General features: G+C 71.7%; 14 protein-coding genes. 10 read left to right on the top strand and 4 right to left on the bottom strand.

All coding sequences use genetic code 11. The features are described 5' to 3' along the window. Nucleotides 1-9 precede the first annotated feature (9 nt). The 6 genes from IE182_RS25295 (at nucleotide 10) to IE182_RS25320 (ending at nucleotide 7,033) form a co-directional block, all read left to right on the top strand. Complete coding sequence (locus IE182_RS25295; RefSeq protein WP_190112236.1) at nucleotides 10-1,368, top strand: M14 family metallopeptidase; 1,359 nt, start codon at nucleotides 10-12, stop codon at nucleotides 1,366-1,368. A gap of 178 nt (nucleotides 1,369-1,546) precedes the next feature. Then, complete coding sequence (locus IE182_RS25300) at nucleotides 1,547-2,836, top strand: amino acid deaminase (protein WP_190112237.1); 1,290 nt, start codon at nucleotides 1,547-1,549, stop codon at nucleotides 2,834-2,836. A gap of 152 nt (nucleotides 2,837-2,988) precedes the next feature. Beyond that, nucleotides 2,989-4,593 carry an N-acyl-D-amino-acid deacylase family protein gene (locus IE182_RS25305; protein ID WP_190112238.1) on the top strand — a complete coding sequence of 535 codons (1,605 nt, stop codon included), beginning with the start codon at nucleotides 2,989-2,991 and terminating at the stop codon, nucleotides 4,591-4,593. Between the two features lie 76 nt (nucleotides 4,594-4,669). After that, nucleotides 4,670-5,878 (top strand): pyridoxal phosphate-dependent aminotransferase, encoded by a 1,209-nt coding sequence (locus IE182_RS25310; protein WP_190112239.1) that lies wholly within the window; start codon nucleotides 4,670-4,672, stop codon nucleotides 5,876-5,878. A gap of 55 nt (nucleotides 5,879-5,933) precedes the next feature. Next, nucleotides 5,934-6,329, top strand: coding sequence for an SCO4983 family protein (locus IE182_RS25315; RefSeq protein WP_190112240.1), 396 nt, complete (start codon nucleotides 5,934-5,936; stop codon nucleotides 6,327-6,329). 161 nt (nucleotides 6,330-6,490) lie between these two features. Beyond that, nucleotides 6,491-7,033, top strand: coding sequence for a hypothetical protein (locus IE182_RS25320; protein ID WP_190112241.1), 543 nt, complete (start codon nucleotides 6,491-6,493; stop codon nucleotides 7,031-7,033). Between the two features lie 98 nt (nucleotides 7,034-7,131). On the opposite strand, the gene IE182_RS25325 is transcribed toward IE182_RS25320, so the two are convergent. Further along, complete coding sequence (locus IE182_RS25325; protein ID WP_190112242.1) at nucleotides 7,132-8,961, bottom strand: phosphoenolpyruvate carboxykinase (GTP); 1,830 nt, start codon at nucleotides 8,959-8,961, stop codon at nucleotides 7,132-7,134. Between the two features lie 282 nt (nucleotides 8,962-9,243). Here IE182_RS25325 and trhA point away from each other — a divergent pair, with 282 nt between their 5' ends. Together trhA and IE182_RS25335 are read left to right on the top strand one after the other, a co-directional pair. Then, the gene (gene trhA, locus IE182_RS25330) at nucleotides 9,244-9,978 is read left to right on the top strand and encodes a PAQR family membrane homeostasis protein TrhA (RefSeq protein ID WP_190112243.1); all 735 of its coding nucleotides are present in this window, start codon (nucleotides 9,244-9,246) and stop codon (nucleotides 9,976-9,978) included. A 339-nt stretch (nucleotides 9,979-10,317) separates the two neighbouring features. Then, the gene (locus IE182_RS25335; protein WP_190112244.1) at nucleotides 10,318-10,950 is read left to right on the top strand and encodes a TetR/AcrR family transcriptional regulator; all 633 of its coding nucleotides are present in this window, start codon (nucleotides 10,318-10,320) and stop codon (nucleotides 10,948-10,950) included. A 204-nt stretch (nucleotides 10,951-11,154) separates the two neighbouring features. Here the strand turns inward: IE182_RS25335 and IE182_RS25340 are convergent, their stop codons facing one another. The 3 genes from IE182_RS25340 to mca all read right to left on the bottom strand — a co-directional run bounded on the left by IE182_RS25340 (nucleotide 11,155) and on the right by mca (nucleotide 14,394). Continuing rightward, nucleotides 11,155-13,182 (bottom strand): thioredoxin domain-containing protein, encoded by a 2,028-nt coding sequence (locus IE182_RS25340; protein WP_190112245.1) that lies wholly within the window; start codon nucleotides 13,180-13,182, stop codon nucleotides 11,155-11,157. A 95-nt stretch (nucleotides 13,183-13,277) separates the two neighbouring features. Then, complete coding sequence (locus tag IE182_RS25345; protein WP_190112246.1) at nucleotides 13,278-13,520, bottom strand: RAMP4 family protein; 243 nt, start codon at nucleotides 13,518-13,520, stop codon at nucleotides 13,278-13,280. A 4-nt stretch (nucleotides 13,521-13,524) separates the two neighbouring features. After that, a complete protein-coding gene (gene mca, locus IE182_RS25350; RefSeq protein WP_190112247.1) occupies nucleotides 13,525-14,394 on the bottom strand; it encodes a mycothiol conjugate amidase Mca in 870 nt (289 codons plus the stop codon). A 103-nt stretch (nucleotides 14,395-14,497) separates the two neighbouring features. On the opposite strand from mca, the gene IE182_RS25355 reads away from it, so the two are divergent. Together IE182_RS25355 and greA are read left to right on the top strand one after the other, a co-directional pair. Further along, nucleotides 14,498-14,911 (top strand): DUF4307 domain-containing protein, encoded by a 414-nt coding sequence (locus IE182_RS25355; RefSeq protein ID WP_190112248.1) that lies wholly within the window; start codon nucleotides 14,498-14,500, stop codon nucleotides 14,909-14,911. Between the two features lie 244 nt (nucleotides 14,912-15,155). Continuing rightward, nucleotides 15,156-15,653, top strand: a complete 498-nt coding sequence (greA, locus tag IE182_RS25360) for a transcription elongation factor GreA (RefSeq protein ID WP_190112249.1) — start codon at nucleotides 15,156-15,158, stop codon at nucleotides 15,651-15,653. The last annotated feature ends 10 nt before the right edge of the window (nucleotides 15,654-15,663 follow it).

Below are 15,663 nucleotides of genomic sequence, written 5' to 3' on the forward strand. Positions count from 1 at the left end.
GGCGGCCGCATGCGACCCCCCACGCCCCGAACCCCCCGGTCCCGCAGGCTGCACGGCAAGGTGGCGACCGCCGCCACCGCCGTCCTGCTCACGCTCGCCATGGCCGCGCCGGCGGCCTCCCGCACCGAGGAGCGGACGCGCTCCTACGAGGTCACCGGGCCGAGAACCGCCGCCCAGCGCACCGCCGTCGCCGCGACCGGCGCGTCCGTCGACGCCGTGCGCAGCGGCTCCGTCGTCATCACGGCGGACACCGCCCAGGCCGAGCGCGTCCGGCGCATGGGCTACACCGTACGGGCCCTGCCCGGGCCGCCGGACCGCAGCGACGGCCGCAGGGCGGAGCCGTTCGACTTCCCGCCCGCGGACGCGAACTACCACAACTACTCCGAGGCGATGGCCGAGATCAACGCGGACATCGCCCGGTATCCCTCCCTCATGAGCAAACAGGTCATCGGCAAGTCGTACGAAGGCCGCGACATCATCGCCGTCAAGGTCACGGGCACGGGCACCGGCACCAGCACCGGTACGAAGCCTGCCGACGGCACCGCGGCGGCCAAGCCCGAGGTGCTCTTCACCCACCACCAGCACGCCCGCGAGCACCTGACCGTGGAAATGGCCCTCTACCTGCTCAAGGAGTTCGGCTCGAAGTACGGGAGCGACGCCCGCGTCACCAAGATGCTCGACAGCCGCGTCGTGTGGGTCGTGCCCGACCTCAACCCCGACGGCGGCGAGTACGACATCGCCACCGGCTCGTACCGCAGCTGGCGCAAGAACCGCCAGCCCAACAACGGCTCGTCCGCACGCGGCACGGACCTCAACCGCAACTGGGACTACAAGTGGGGATGCTGCGGCGGCTCCTCGGGCAGCACCGGCTCCGAGACCTACCGCGGCTCCGCCCCCGAGTCCGCCCCCGAGGTCAAGGTCGTCGCCGACTTCGTCCGCAGCCGGGTCGTGGACGGCAAACAGCAGATCAAGGCCGCCATCGACTTCCACACCTACAGCGAACTGGTGCTGTGGCCGTTCGGCTGGACGTACAACGACACCGCGCCCGGCATGACACAGGACGACCGCGACGCGTTCGCGGCCGTCGGCAAGTCCATGGCCGCGAGCAACGGCTACACCCCCGAGCAGTCGAGCGACCTGTACATCACCGACGGCTCGATCGACGACTGGCTGTGGGGCAACCAGAAGATCTTCGCCTACACCTTCGAGATGTATCCGAGCTCCAGCGGCGCCGGCGGCGGCTTCTACCCGCCCGACGAAGTGATCGACCGCGAGACGGCGCGCAACCGCGACGCGGTGCTCCAACTGCTGGAGAACGCCGACTGCATGTACCGGGCGATCGGCAAGGAGGCGCAGTACTGCCGGTAACGCCCTGGTGGTGACCCGGTGACGGCAGCGCGGCGGGCGGGCCCCACCAGCGGCCCGCCCGCCCCCATCGGGCCGTTGACCGGGCACTTTGCGGGATGTTAGACAGCGGGCAGTGCCGCGCGCCCGTCATGGGGACGTGGCACCCCGTACGTACCGCCCCACGAACCCGGGAGGCCCCATGGCAGCCGCCATCGCCACCGACGCCGTCGCCCGCCTCGCCCAGGAGAGGCTGGACCACCGCTTCAAGGGGCTGCCCCCGGACGCGGACGGGCGGACCGTCGGCGAGCTGGCGGCCGAGCGCCGCTCCCTGTTCACCGGCGGCTTCACCACTCCGGTGCTCGCCCTGGGCGCCGAGGCGCTCGACCACAACCTCGCGCTCATGGAGCGCTACAGCGCCGGGCACGACCTGGCCTTCGCCCCGCACGGCAAGACGACCATGGCGCCCCGCCTCTTCGAGCGTCAGCTGGAACACGGCGCCTGGGGCATCACCGCCGCCACGCCCGCGCAGACCCGCGTCTACCGCGCCTTCGGTGTCCGGCGGATCTTCCTCGCCAACGAGGTCGTCGACGCCGCCGCCCTGCGCTGGATCGCGGCCGAGCTGGCCGCCGACCCCGACTTCCGGCTCGTCACCTACGTCGACTCGGTGCGTGGCGTCGAGCTGATGGACGCCGCCCTGCGCGAGGCCGGCGCCGGCCGTCCGGTCGACGTCGTCGTCGAGCTCGGCGCCGACGGCGCCCGGACGGGCGTGCGCGACGAGGCGGAGTGCGAGCGCGTCGCGGACGCCGTCGCCGCCACCGGCACCCTCCGCCTGGTCGGCCTCGCCGGCTACGAGGCGGAGATCCCGGACGCCGACGGCGAGGCCGTCCGGGCGTGGCTGCTCCGGCTCACCGGGCTGGCGGTCGCCTTCGACAAGGCGGGCCGCTTCGACGGAGTCGAGGAGATCGTCGTCAGCGCGGGCGGCAGCGCCTGGTTCGACGCCGTCGCCGAGGTCTTCGCGCAGCTGCCGCCGCTGTCCGCGCCGGTGCTCAAGCTGCTGCGCAGCGGCGCGTACGTCACCCACGACGACGGGCAGTACCGGAACAAGACCCCCTTCAACCGGCTCGCCGGGGAGGGCGCGCTGCAGCCCGCGCTGCGGCTGTGGACCCAGGTCGTCTCCCGCCCCGAGCCGGGCATGGCCTACCTCAACGCCGGCAAGCGCGACGTCTCCTACGACCTCGGCCTGCCGGAGGTACAGGTCGTCCGCTCCGCCCGCGACGGGTCCCTCCGGCCGGCCACCGGGCTGACGGTGACGCGCCTGGCCGACCAGCACGCGTTCGTCTCGGTGGCGGAGGAGGCGCAGGCCCTGGAGGTGGGCGACTGGGTGGGGCTCGGCCTGTCCCACCCGTGCACCGTCTTCGAGAAGTGGCCGCTGATCCCGCTGGCGACGGCGGACGGCACGGTGACGGAGTACGTCCGCACGTTCTTCTGAGCCGCCCTGCAAGGGGCGCGGGGAACTGCACGGCCGGCCCCCACCGGCCCGCAGACGAACGCGAACGCGCCCTTTCCCCGTCCCTTCCCTGTCGGGGTCCGGGGCGAAGCCCCGGTTTCGGGAAGGGGCGGGGTGGGGGAAGGTATCCGCCCATGGACACCGTGTTACGCGACGCACGCGTCATCGACGGCACCGGCGCCCCCTCCTACCGTGCCGACGTCGCCCTGGCCGACGGCCGGATCGTCCGTGTCCACCGCCCGGGCGAGGGCCGCAGGCCCACGGCCCGCCGGGTCCTCGACGCGGACGGCCTCGCCCTCTCCCCCGGCTTCATCGACATGCACGCCCACAGCGACCTCGCCCTCCTGCGCGACCCCGCGCACGAGGCGAAGGTCGCGCAGGGCGTGACCCTGGAGGTCCTCGGCCAGGACGGCCTGTCGTACGCGCCCGTCGACGCGCGCACGCTGGCCGAGCTGAACACGGCGATCGGCGGCTGGAACGGCGACGCCGACGACGTCGGCGTCGACTGGCGCACGGTCGGCGGGTACCTGGACCGGCTCGACCGGCAGGGCATCGCCGTCAACGCCGCCTACCTCGTCCCGCAGGGCACCGTGCGGATGCTCGCCGTCGGCTGGGAGGACCGTCCGGCGACCGCCGCCGAGCTCGGCCGCATGCGGCGCCTGGTCGCCGACGGGCTGGCGGAGGGGGCGGTGGGGATGTCGTCCGGGCTCACGTACACGCCCGGGGCGTACGCCGACGACGCCGAGCTGACCGCGCTGTGCCGGGTCGTGGCCCGGTACGGCGGCTACTACTGCCCGCACCACCGCTCGTACGGGGCGGGTGCGCTCCGCGCGTACGAGGAGGTGATCGCGCTCTGCCGCACGGCGGGCTGCGCGCTGCACCTGGCCCACGCCGTCATGAACTTCGGCGTGAACGAGGGGCGGGCCCCCGAGCTGCTGGCCCTCCTGGACGCCGCGCTCGCCGACGGCGCGGACCTCACGCTCGACACCTATCCCTACACCCCCGGCTGCACCACGCTCGTCGCGCTGCTGCCGGGCTGGGCGGGCGAGGGCGGGCCGGAGGCCGTGCTGGCGCGGCTGCGCGACGACGCCACCGCCGGGCGGATCCGGCACGCCCTGGAGGTGGAGGGCGCGGACGGCTGTCACGGCGTGCCCGTCGACTGGGACACGGTCGAGATCTCCGGGGTCATCGACCCCGTCCTCGCGCCGTACGTCGGCCGGACCGTCGCCCGGTGCGCCCGCGAGCGCGCCGAGGAGCCGTGGGCGACCGCCCGGCGGCTGCTGCTGGAGGACCGGCTGGGGTCGACGATCCTGTACCACGTGGGGAACGAGGAGAACGTCCGGGCGATCATGCGACACCGCGTGCACACGGGCGGCAGCGACGGCATCCTGCACGGCGCGAAGCCGCACCCCCGAGCTTTCGGCACGTTCCCGCACTACCTCGGCCGGTATGTGCGCGAGCTGGAGGTGCTGCCGCTGGAGGAGTGCGTGGCGCATCTCACGTCGCGGCCCGCGGCCCGGCTCCGGCTGCCGGACCGGGGTCTCGTACGCGAGGGACACGTCGCCGACCTGGTGCTCTTCGATCCCACGACCGTGGCCGCCGGTGCCACTTTCGAAGCCCCACGACGACTTCCGACCGGCATTCCTTATGTCCTGATTGCCGGGCGCTTTGTGATGGAAGACGGCCGCCGGACGGACGTGCTCGCGGGGCGCACGATCCGGCGCACTCCGGCGGGCTGAGCGGCGCGCCGCGGGGGCGTCCGGCGGCACGGGAAAGGGCGCGCACGCCGGTGGGCGTCCCCGTATGGTGGCCGTCATGCAGGTGATCCAGTCAACGAAACTCGCCAACGTCTGCTACGAAATCCGTGGCCCGGTGCTTGAGGAGGCCATGCGACTTGAGGCAGCAGGTCACCGCATCCTCAAGCTGAACACCGGCAACCCCGCGATCTTCGGGTTCGAGTGCCCGCCGGAGATCCTTGAGGACATGCTGCGCAACGTCGGCGACGCGCACGGCTACGGCGACGCCAAGGGTCTGCTGTCGGCCCGGCGCGCGGTGGTGCAGCACTACGAGACCAGGGGCATCGAGCTCTCCGTCGAGGACGTCTACCTCGGCAACGGCGTCTCCGAGCTGATCCAGATGTCGATGCAGGCGCTGCTCGACGACGGCGACGAGGTCCTCGTCCCGGCCCCGGACTACCCGCTGTGGACGGCGTCCGTCTCGCTCGCGGGCGGCACGGCCGTGCACTACCGCTGCGACGAGCAGGCGGACTGGATGCCGGACCTGGCCGACATCGAGCGCAAGGTCACCGACCGCACCAAGGCCATCGTCATCATCAACCCGAACAACCCCACGGGTGCGGTCTACGACGACGAGATGCTGCGCGGCCTGACGGAGATCGCCCGCCGCCACAACCTGATCGTCTGCTCCGACGAGATCTACGACAAGATCCTCTACGACGGCGTGACGCACACCCCGACCGCCGCCATCGCCCCCGACCTGCTGACGCTGACCTTCAACGGTCTGTCCAAGGCGTACCGCGTCGCCGGCTACCGCAGCGGCTGGATGGCGGTCTGCGGCCCGAAGGCGCACGCCGACAGCTACATCGAGGGCCTGACGATCCTGGCCAACATGCGGCTGTGCGCCAACATGCCCGCCCAGTACGCGGTGGCCACGGCCCTCGGCGGCCGGCAGACGATCAACGACCTGGTGCTGCCCGGCGGCCGGCTGCTGGAGCAGCGCGACGTGGCGCACGAGCTGCTCACGCAGATCCCGGGCGTGACGTGCGTGAAGCCCAAGGGTGCGCTGTACGCGTTCCCGCGGCTGGACCCGAAGGTCTACAAGATCAAGGACGACCGGCAGATGGTGCTGGACCTGCTCCGGGCCGAAAAAATCATGGTCGTGCACGGCACGGGCTTCAACTGGCCGGAGCCGGACCACTTCCGCCTGGTCACGCTGCCGAACGCCAAGGACCTCGCCGAGGCCGTGACCCGGATCGGCACCTTCCTGGACGGCTACGGGCAATAACTTTAGACGCTGTCTAAGTTAGGATGGCCTTCAGAGGTAACTCAGGAGGCCATCCATGTACGAACCGATCCGCACGAAGTCGGTCCACGCACACGGCCCTCACCGCTCGCGCCAGGAGGAGCTGGAGATCCGGCTCGCCGGGCACTTCATGGCGTTGCTGACCGTCACCGACGAGCTGCGCGCCCTGACGCCGTCGGCCGCGCTGGACGAGGCGGCGGCGCGGCTCGCCGGATGGGTGGAGCGGCTGCACGGCGGCAGGCCGCTGCGAGCGGTCCCGACCGCGCGGACCGCCGGCCCCGGCCACGTCGCGGCCCTGCACCAGCGCGCCCACACCCTGGCCGGACAGGCACTGGTCGTGGCGACGCAGCGGGGCGACGCGGCCGGCGCGACCCTGGCCGAGGAACGCCTGCACGCCCACGCGGCAGCGCTCGGCATCGCCGGTGCGGCCTGACGAACGCAGCCTCGCGACCCGGCCCGGGCGCGCTCCGCGGCCCACCCATTCCGCCATGAACACGGCGGAAAAGGTGGGCACTTGCGTTTTCGTGCACGCGTTCTCCCGTCGAGCACCCTTTCCAATGTGCTGACGGGAGAAGGACGTTGAGAAGATCACGCTTGGCCGCAGCCGCCCTCGCCCTTGCCGTTCCGGCCACCCTCGCGGCGGTGTCGCCCGCCGTCGCGGCACCCGGCGCGCCGCCCGAGCCCCAGGAGCTCACCTGGGTGGGGCGCAACCCCTCCGACGCGGTGCCGGAGGGCAGGACCGCCACCTACGACATCGACGTCACGAAGGGCACCATCACCTTCACGGGCTACCGCGAGGGACGGACAGCGGACGCCGCCGACGAAGCGGGCACGGCCGACGAGGCGTCACCGTTCCGGCCGACCACCAAGATGCGCACGCCGCCGGAGCCCTCGGACTGCACGCTCTACGCCCCCGTCCCGTACGAGTGGTACGGCTTCTACAGGTCGGGGCAGATCTGGAACGACGCCGGCTACGCGCACCGGACCAGGATGAACTCCGGTAAGTGGACCTGCCGGGCGACGTACTACGAGCAGCGCACCAACAACGGCCCCTACAGCACGCCCAAGCTGGCGCCCCACAGCGACGCGACGTTCAAGAGCGGGAGCGCGCGGGTGGAGATCGTACGGATCTTCTGATCCCCCGCGCGCACGCGTGACCGCCCGCGGACGCGCGCCGGCGCCCCGGCCCGGTCGGGCGGGGGCGCCGGCGTGCGGCAGCGGGATGCTCCGGGGCGTCAGCCCAGGCGCTGGACCAGTGCGCGGTACTCGTCCCACAGCTCCTTCGGCGTGTGGTCACCGAAGGTGTTGAGGTGCTCGGGCACCAGCGCCGCCTCCTCGCGCCACACCTCGGTGTCGACCTTGAGCAGGAAGTCCAGGTCCTCCTCGGGCAGGTCGAGCCCGTCGGTGTCGAGGGCGGCGCGGGTCGGCAGGATGCCGATCGGCGTCTCGACACCCTCGGCCTTGCCCTCCAGGCGCTCCACGATCCACTTCAGGACGCGGCTGTTCTCGCCGAAGCCGGGCCACACGAACTTGCCCGCGTCGTTCTTGCGGAACCAGTTCACGTAGTAGATCTTCGGGAGCTTCGTCTGGTCCTTGTCGGCGCCCACCTTGATCCAGTGCGCCATGTAGTCACCCATGTTGTAGCCGCAGAACGGCAGCATGGCGAACGGGTCGCGGCGCAGCTCGCCGACCTTGCCCTCGGCGGCGGCGGTCTTCTCGGAGGCGACGTTGGCACCGAGGAAGACGCCGTGCTGCCAGGTGAAGGACTCGGTGACCAGCGGAACGGCCGAGGCGCGGCGGCCGCCGAAGAGGATCGCCGAGATCGGCACGCCCTTGGGGTCCTCCCACTCGGGGGCGACGATCGGGCACTGCGAGGCGGGCACGGTGAAGCGGGCGTTGGGGTGGGCGGCCGGGGTGCCGGACGCGGGGGTCCAGTCGTTGCCCTTCCAGTCCGTCAGGTGCTCGGGGGACTTCTCCGTCATCCCCTCCCACCACACGTCGTTGTCGTCCGTCAGCGCGACGTTGGTGAAGACCGCGTTGCCCCACAGGGTCTTCATGGCGTTGGCGTTGGTGTGCTCGCCGGTGCCGGGGGCGACGCCGAAGAAGCCGGCCTCGGGGTTGATGGCGTAGAGGCGGCCGTCCTCGCCGAAGCGCATCCAGGCGATGTCGTCGCCGATGGTCTCCACCGTCCAGCCGGAGATCGTGGGCTCCAGCATGGCGAGGTTGGTCTTGCCGCAGGCGGAGGGGAAGGCGGCGGCCACGTACTTCGCCTCGCCCTGCGGCGGGGTGAGCTTGAGGATGAGCATGTGCTCGGCGAGCCAGCCCTCGTCGCGGGCCATCACGGAGGCGATGCGCAGGGCGTAGCACTTCTTGCCCAGCAGGGCGTTGCCGCCGTAGCCGGAGCCGTAGGACCAGATCTCGCGGTCCTCGGGGAAGTGCGAGATGTACTTGGTGGAGTTGCACGGCCAGGGGACGTCGGCCTCGCCCTCGGCGAGCGGGGCGCCGAGGGTGTGGACGGCCTTGACGAAGAAGCCGTCGGTGCCGAGCTCGTCGAGGACGGGCTGCCCCATGCGGGTCATGGTGCGCATCGAGACGGCGACGTAGGCGGAGTCGGTGATCTCGACGCCGATCGCGGAGAGCGAGGAGCCGAGCGGGCCCATGCAGAAGGGCACGACGTACATGGTGCGGCCGCGCATGGAGCCGCGGAAGATGCCGCCGTCGCCGTCCTTGCCGGCGAAGACCTCCCGCATCTCCGCGGGGTCCTTCCAGTGGTTGGTCGGGCCGGCGTCCTCTTCCTTGGCGGAGCAGATGAACGTGCGGTCCTCGACGCGTGCCACGTCGGTGGGGTCGGAGGCGGCGTAGTAGGAGTTGGGGCGCTTGACCGGGTCGAGCTTGCGGAAGGTCCCCTTGGCGACGAGCTCCTCGCACAGGCGCTCGTACTCGGCCTCGGAGCCGTCGCACCAGACCACCTGGTCCGGCTGGGTGAGGGCGGCAATCTCGTCGACCCAGGAGATCAGCTCCTGGTGGTTGGTGGGGGTGGTGGGAGCCGCACTGCTGCGCGCCACGATCGCTCCGTCCCGCCGGGACCCGCGGTCCCGGCGTCAGCTGTTGAGGGTGGAACGGACCAGTCCCATAGGGATGCCCATAGGTATGCCCTGCTTGGTCCGTCTCTGCACATGTATGCCCCTTGGGGGCTGCGACCCAGACGCTTCGTGACCGCTCATCCGGTGCCGCCCGCACTCATTTGATCATCCGACTCATCATCCGATCTGTCCAGGGGGCACCCCCGTGACCATCGCCACGCGGTACCAGCCCGTAACCTACGGTGGCGTAGGTAGCATGGCGCCATGACTCCCGCGCCCGACGCAGCGCGAATCGCGCCCTCCGCCTCCTCCCCGGCCGCGACCGCCGCACTCCCCGACGCCCCCGTCACCGAGGACCCGGGCTTCGTCAAGCCGCGGCTGCGCGGCTGGCTGCACGCCGGCATGTTCCCGGCGGTGCTCATCGCCGGCATCTTCCTCACGGCACTGGCCGACAGCACCCGCGGCAGAGTCGCCTGTGCGATCTACGTGCTCAGCGCCTGTCTGCTCTTCGGCATCAGCGCGCTGTACCACCGCGGCGACTGGAGCCCGCGCACCAACGCCGTGCTCCGCCGCCTCGACCACGCGAACATCTTCCTGATCATCGCGGGCACCTACACCCCGCTGACCATGCTGCTCGTGCCCGGCAGCAGGGGGCAGGTGCTGCTGTGGGCGGTCTGGGCGGCGGCCCTCGCCGGCATCGTCTTCCGCGTCTTCTGGGTCGGCGCCCCGCGCTGGCTCTACACCCCCTGCTACATCGCCATGGGCTGGGCCGCCGTCTTCTTCCTCCCGGACTTCCTGCAGAAGGGCGGCATCGCCGTCCTCGTCCTCGTGATCGTCGGCGGCCTGCTCTACTCCGCGGGCGGCGTGATCTACGGGATCAAGCGCCCCAACCCCTCACCTCGGTGGTTCGGGTTCCACGAGGTGTTCCACTCCCTCACGCTGGCCGCGTTCATCACCCACTACGTGGGCATCTCGCTCGTGGCCTATTCGCACGCCTGAGGACACGCCTGAGGAGCGGTGCACGCCGGGGAAGCGGAGAGCCCCCGGCGAGCGCCGTGCTCTTCCCGGCCGCGGCCGCGAGGCCGCGGCCACCCGCCACGCCAGCGAGCCCACGCCCGCCAGCACCACGGTGAGCACGGCCAGCTCCCCCGCCAGCACGTACCCGCCGACGCACAGCCCCGCCACCAGCACGGCGAGGACATTGAGTGCGGCAATCATGACTACCTCCGATCGTTCACTGACCGGTCCCTGCCCCGCACACAGCGTCACACACCCCACTGACAATCAGCGGGTCATCAAGATCCCCAGGCGGCCACAGGCGCGGGCCGATGACCGAGAATGCTGTGCATGGCCCCCGCACAGACCTCCCCCGCCGCGCAGCCCGGCCCCCGCCTGGGCCTGCGCGAGCGGAAGAAGATCCAGACCCGTCGGGCGATCCGCAGCGCCGCCTACCGCCTCTTCGCGGAGCACGGCTACGACGCCACGTCCGTCGACCGGATCGCCGAGGCCGCGGACGTCTCCCCCAGCACCGTCTTCCGCTACTTCCCCACCAAAGAGGACATCGTGCTCACCGACGAGTACGACCCCGCGATGGAGGCGTCGATCCGCGCCCGCCCCGCCGACGAGCCGGTGCCGGAGGCCATCCGGCAGGGCGTCCTGGACGCCATGCGCCACATCCTGCGCACCGACGACGCCGAACTCCGGCAGCGCGCCCGGCTCGTCCACGACGTGCCCGCGCTGCGCGGCCGCTCGGCGGAGGGCATGGCCCAGTCCACCCGCTCGCTGAGCACCGTCCTCGCCGAGCGCACCGGCCGCTCGCCGGACGACCTGGAACTGCGGGTGGCGGTCGCCGCCGTCCTCGCGGCGATGCTGGAGGCGATGATGGTCTGGGTCGACCAGGGCCAGGGCGAGGAGCTGCTGCCCCTCCTCGACCGCACCCTGGGCGTCCTGACCCGCGGCCTCACCCTCTGAACCCTCTGAACCCGCCGGACCCGCTGAGCGCCCGCTGGACCCTCTGAACCCGCCGGCCCCGCTGAGCGGCCGCTACACCCGCCGGACCTGCTGCATCCGCCGGACCTGCTGTACCCCCCTGAGCGCCCGCTGAGCGCCCGCCCGGCGCCCCGCGCCCCGCCGGGCGGACCACGGCGCCCCGGGCCTTCGGTCCGCGTCCCGGCCTCAGTCCGCGAGCCGGGCGGCCAGGGCCCGCGGGTCGTCAACCGGCGCCGCGCAGGTGAAGTTCCGGCACACGTAGGCGGCCGGCCGGCCGTCGACCAGGCCGCGGCCGCGCAGCAGCGCCACCTCCCCGGAGTCCGGCTCGCCGACCGCGACGACCAGCCCGGGGGCCGTGGACAGCAGGGCGGTCTGGTGCAGCTGACCGGTGACGGGGTGGTCGGCCGGGCCGACGACCGCGACCTCGCGCGGCCCGTCGAGCAGGGCCTCCGTCACCGCCAGCCCCCAGCTGATGAAGCGCGGCGCCTTCGGCCCGAGCGTCCGCACGACGCCCAGCGCCTTCTCCGCCGCCTCCCGGTGCGCGGTGCTGCCCGTGTAGGCGGCGTACGTCAGCAGGGCGCCGGCCGCCGCGGTCCAGCCGGAGGGCGTGGCGTTGTCGGTGGGGTCCTGGGGGCGGCGGATGAGGATCTCGGCGTCGTCGGCGGTGTCGAAGAGCGCTCCGTCGACGTCCGTGAAGTGGACCAGCACGGTGTCCAGGAGCAGGCCCGCGAAGTCCACCCACACGCCCTCGCCGCTGACCGCGGCCAGCGCGAGGAAGCCCTCGGCGACGTCCGCGTAGTCCTCCAGGACGCCCGCGTGGTCGCCGGCGACGCCGTCGAGCGAGGTGCGGTACAGCCGCGCGTGCCAGTCCATGTGGGTCCGCACGAGCAGGTCGGCGGCGTCCGTGGCGGCCTGGACGAGGTCGGGGCGGTCGAAGTAGGCGCCGGTCTCGGCGAGGGCCGCGATGGCCAGCCCGTTCCAGGCGGCGACGACCTTGTCGTCCCGGCCGGGGCGCGGCCGCTGCTCGCGCGCCGCCAGCAGCCGGGCGCGCACCGACTCGATCTTCCCGGCGTCCCAGAGCCGGTCGGTGTCGGGCAGCTGCAGGACGGACGCGCCCTCCTCGAACGTGCCCTCCTCGGTCACCCCGAAGTGCACCGCCGCGACCGCCGCGTCCGCCTCGCCCAGCACCTCCCGCAGCTGCTGCGGCGTCCACACGTAGTACGCGCCCTCGACGTGCCGCCCGCTCCCGTCGTCACTGTCGGCGTCCAGCGCCGAGGCGAAGCCGCCCTGCGCGGTGCGCAGCTCGCGGACCATGAAGTCCGCCGTCTCCAGCGCCACCCGGCGGGCGAGCTCCGAGCCCGTGGCCCGCCACAGGTGGGCGTAGACCCGGCACAGCAGGGCGTTGTCGTAGAGCATCTTCTCGAAGTGCGGCACCACCCACCCGGCGTCCACCGAGTAGCGGGCGAACCCGCCGCCGAGCTGGTCGTAGATCCCGCCGCGGGCCATCGCCTCGCAGGTGGCCGCCGCCATCTCCAGGGCCGCCTCCGAGCCCGTGCGCACGTGGTGGCGCAGCAGGAACTCCAGCGTCATGGAGGGCGGGAACTTGGGTGCGCCGCCGAAGCCGCCGCGCACGCCGTCGAACTCGCGGGTCAGGCCCAGCAGCGCGGAGTGCAGCTCCTCGGCCGCGGGCGGGCGGGTGGTGTCCACGGCCAGCGTCCGCTCCGAGAGGTCCCGGACGATCCGGCGGGCGACCTGGCCCACCTCGTCCCGCCGGTCGCGCCACGCGGCCTGGACACCCTCCAGGACCTGCTGGAAGCCGGGCATGCCGTGCCGGGGCTCGGGCGGGAAGTAGGTGCCGAAGTAGAAGGGCTCGGCGTCGGGCGTGAGGAAGACCGTCATCGGCCAGCCGCCCTGGCCCGTGGCGGCCTGGACGGCCTCCATGTACACCGCGTCGACGTCGGGCCGCTCCTCGCGGTCGACCTTGACGGCGACGAAGTGCTCGTTGAGGTAGGCGGCGGTCGGCTCGTCCTCGAACGACTCGTGGGCCATGACGTGGCACCAGTGACAGCTCGAATACCCCACGCTCAGGAGCACGGGGACGTCCCGTCGGCGGGCCTCGGCGAAGGCCCCTGGGGCCCAGGGCCACCAGTCGACGGGATTGTCCGCGTGCTGGAGGAGGTAGGGGGACGTCTCGTGCGCCAGACGGTTCGGCATGGGCCCATCCTTCCCCAAGGGAAGGGGAAGACGGGCCCCTGACCCGCCCGGCGGTCCCGGGCGGCGTCCGCGGCCTGGACGGTGCCGTTACCGATCTAGACGGTGCTGTTGCCGATCTTGCCGACCGGGCCCTCGCCGGAGGCGCCCGGCTCGGGGGCCTCCTCGAAGTTCACCCGCTTCATGTGCTTGTTCATGCTCTTCATCAGCAGCCAGACGGCTCCTCCGATGACGGCGAAGACGATGAAACCGAGCACGCCAGGAGTGACCTTGTTCTGGTCGAGGTCCTTGGCGAGCGTCACCACGTGGGTGGCGGCGAGGGAAGTGGTCGCGCTCATCATGGGGTCAATTGTTGCGGATGCCCGCGAAGAGGTCGTCCTCGGGGAGGGAAGTGTCGACGAGGGACTTCGCCAGCTCGTACTCCTCGGTCGGCCAGACCTCGCGCTGGAGGTCCAGCGGCACCCGGAACCAGCCGCCGTCGGGGTCGATCTGGGTGGCGTGGGCGATCAGCGCCTTGTCGCGGATCTCGAAGAAGTCGCCGCAGGGCACGTACGTGGTCAGGGTCCGCTCGCGGCCCATCGTGTGCCACCGCTCCAGCCACTCGCCGTACGGGGACTCCATGCCGCGCTCCAGCAGGGCGTCGTGCAGGGCCTGGGTGCGGGGGCGGTTGAAGCCCTGGTTGTAGTAGAGCTTCAGCGGCTGCCAGGGCTCGCCGGCCTCGGGGTAGCGCTCGGGGTCGCCCGCGGCCTCGAAGGCCACCATCGAGATCTTGTGGGTCATGATGTGGTCGGGGTGCGGGTAGCCGCCGTTCTCGTCGTACGTGGTGATCACGTGCGGGCGGAACTCGCGGATCAGCTTGACCAGCGCGCCGGCGGCCTCGTCGACGTCCTGGAGGGCGAAGCAGCCCTCGGGCAGCGGGGGCAGCGGGTCGCCCTCGGGCAGGCCCGAGTCGACGAAGCCCAGCCACTCCTGCTGGACGCCGAGGATGTCGCGGGCCTCGGCCATCTCCTTGGCGCGGACCTCGTGGATGTGCTCCTCGATGTAGGGGTCGCCCTGGAGCTTGGGGTTGAGGATGGAGCCGCGCTCACCACCCGTGCAGGTGGCGACCAGCACGTCCACCCCCTCGGACACGTACTTGGCCATCGTGGCCGCGCCCTTGCTCGACTCGTCGTCGGGGTGGGCGTGAACGGCCATCAGTCGCAGCTGCTCAGTCAAGGCTCGATCCTCAGTCACTTGTCGCGGGAGACGCCTCCTATAGTGACCGAAACGGGCGCCGTTTCATTCCGCGTCCGCCGAACGAGGACCGGGAGGAACGATCATGGCTGCGGAGCGCGAAGCCGCCGTGCCCGAGGGCCGTTACGGCCGCTCGGCGGACGAACGCGCCGACCGCAAGCTCAAGATCGTCGGCGGGGTGCTGCTCGCCGCGCTGCTGGGGTTCGTCGGCTGGGCGGGTGTGCACTACGTCACGAAGTCGGACGTGAGCGGCCAGCTCGTGCGGTCCAAGACGGTCTCGGACGACACCGTGCAGGCGGTGCTGGAGATCCGCAAGGAGAAGGACGCCACCGGCGTGTGCACGCTGCGCTCGCTCGGCGAGGACGGCGGCGAGGTGGCCCGCAAGGACGTCACCCTCGACCGTCGCGAGGATCACTTCACCCAGCTGGTCACCTTCCGTACCATCGGACGCGCCACCGCCACGGAGCTCGAAGGCTGCCGCACCACCTCCCGCGGCTGATCCACAGGAGCCCCGCGTTCCGGCATGCGCCGCAGCACGCCGTTCTACGTCTCACACCACACTGCGCTGACCTGCAATGACGTGATTCTTGCGCGGTTTCTCCCCTTTACTTCTTCCCCCTTAACGGACGTAATTGTTAGGCTCGTGGTTTCGCCCCGCTTTGAAGGTGCACCCTTCTGAGTAGGGCGTTCATTTGTTATCGCGATGTACCCCAAGCATTCCCCAGTACCGACGAGGAGCACCTGTGACCCAGACCAGCGACAACGTCACCTGGCTGACTCAGGAGGCGTACGACCAGCTCAAGGCCGAGCTGGAGTACCTGTCTGGTCCCGCTCGCACCGAGATCGCCGCAAAGATCGCGGCGGCCCGCGAGGAAGGTGACCTGCGAGAGAACGGCGGTTACCACGCGGCCAAGGAGGAGCAGGGCAAGCAGGAGCTCCGCGTCCGTCAGCTCACGCAGCTGCTGGAGGCCGCCAAGGTCGGCGAGGCCCCGGCGGCCGACGGCGTGGTGGCCCCGGGCATGGTCGTCACCATCGCCTTCGACGGCGACCCGGACGACACGCTCGACTTCCTGCTCGCCTCGCGCGAGTACGCCAGCTCGGACATCGAGACGTACTCGCCCCAGTCCCCCCTGGGCAGCGGCGTCAACGGCAAGAAGATCGGCGAGGACGCCGAGTACGAGCTGCCCAACGGCAAGAAGGCCATGGTCCGCATCCTGGAGGCCAAGCCCTACCAGGGCTGAGCCCCGCGCC

The organism is Streptomyces cinnamoneus (assembly GCF_014650495.1).
GTDB lineage: Bacteria > Actinomycetota > Actinomycetes > Streptomycetales > Streptomycetaceae > Streptomyces > Streptomyces cinnamoneus.

Excerpts from the sequence above, each read along its gene's own strand:
- IE182_RS25295 (WP_190112236.1), top strand. The coding sequence starts at position 10 with ATGCGACCCCCCACGCCCCGAACCCCCCGGTCCCGCAGGCTGCACGGC.
- IE182_RS25300 (WP_190112237.1), top strand. The coding sequence starts at position 1,547 with ATGGCAGCCGCCATCGCCACCGACGCCGTCGCCCGCCTCGCCCAGGAG.
- IE182_RS25305 (WP_190112238.1), top strand. The coding sequence starts at position 2,989 with ATGGACACCGTGTTACGCGACGCACGCGTCATCGACGGCACCGGCGCC.
- IE182_RS25310 (WP_190112239.1), top strand. The coding sequence starts at position 4,670 with ATGCAGGTGATCCAGTCAACGAAACTCGCCAACGTCTGCTACGAAATC.
- IE182_RS25315 (WP_190112240.1), top strand. The coding sequence starts at position 5,934 with ATGTACGAACCGATCCGCACGAAGTCGGTCCACGCACACGGCCCTCAC.
- trhA (WP_190112243.1), top strand. The coding sequence starts at position 9,244 with ATGACTCCCGCGCCCGACGCAGCGCGAATCGCGCCCTCCGCCTCCTCC.
- IE182_RS25335 (WP_190112244.1), top strand. The coding sequence starts at position 10,318 with ATGCTGTGCATGGCCCCCGCACAGACCTCCCCCGCCGCGCAGCCCGGC.
- IE182_RS25340 (WP_190112245.1), bottom strand. The coding sequence starts at position 13,182 with ATGCCGAACCGTCTGGCGCACGAGACGTCCCCCTACCTCCTCCAGCAC.
- IE182_RS25345 (WP_190112246.1), bottom strand. The coding sequence starts at position 13,520 with ATGATGAGCGCGACCACTTCCCTCGCCGCCACCCACGTGGTGACGCTC.
- IE182_RS25355 (WP_190112248.1), top strand. The coding sequence starts at position 14,498 with ATGGCTGCGGAGCGCGAAGCCGCCGTGCCCGAGGGCCGTTACGGCCGC.